This window comes from Streptomyces sp. CT34, from assembly GCF_000805335.1.
Classification (GTDB): Bacteria; Actinomycetota; Actinomycetes; order Streptomycetales; family Streptomycetaceae; genus Streptomyces.
On the sequence record NZ_KN708638.1, the window covers coordinates 1,684,006 to 1,684,363 of the forward strand.

The 358-nt window shown below is 72.6% G+C and carries 1 protein-coding gene; it reads right to left on the reverse strand.

Annotated features, from left to right (window positions below; all coding sequences use genetic code 11):
- Nucleotides 1–358, reverse strand: a 358-nt coding sequence (locus RZ84_RS40755; protein ID WP_241777615.1) for a class I tRNA ligase family protein, incomplete at both ends; no start/stop codon positions are given.

Consider the following 358-nt stretch of genomic DNA (forward strand, 5'->3'; position numbering starts at 1 on the left):
ACTCCCAGTTGCTGCGGTAGTGGTGCGCCAGCAGCGCCAGGCGGATCGCCGCCGGGTCGGTGCCGTCGCGCCGCACCCGGGAGACGAAGACCAGATTGCCCTTGGACTTGGACATCTTCTCGCCGTTCAGGGCGACCATCCCGGCGTGCACATACGCCTTGGCGAACGGGTACTCGCCGGTGAGCGCCTGGGCGTGCGAGGCGCCCATCTCGTGGTGCGGGAAGGCGAGGTCGGAGCCGCCGCCCTGGACGTCGAAGCCCATGCCCAGGTGCTCCAGCGCGATGGCGACGCACTCGATGTGCCAGCCGGGCCGGCCGCGGCCCAGCGAGCCGCCGTCCCAGCTCGGCTCCCCCCCGCG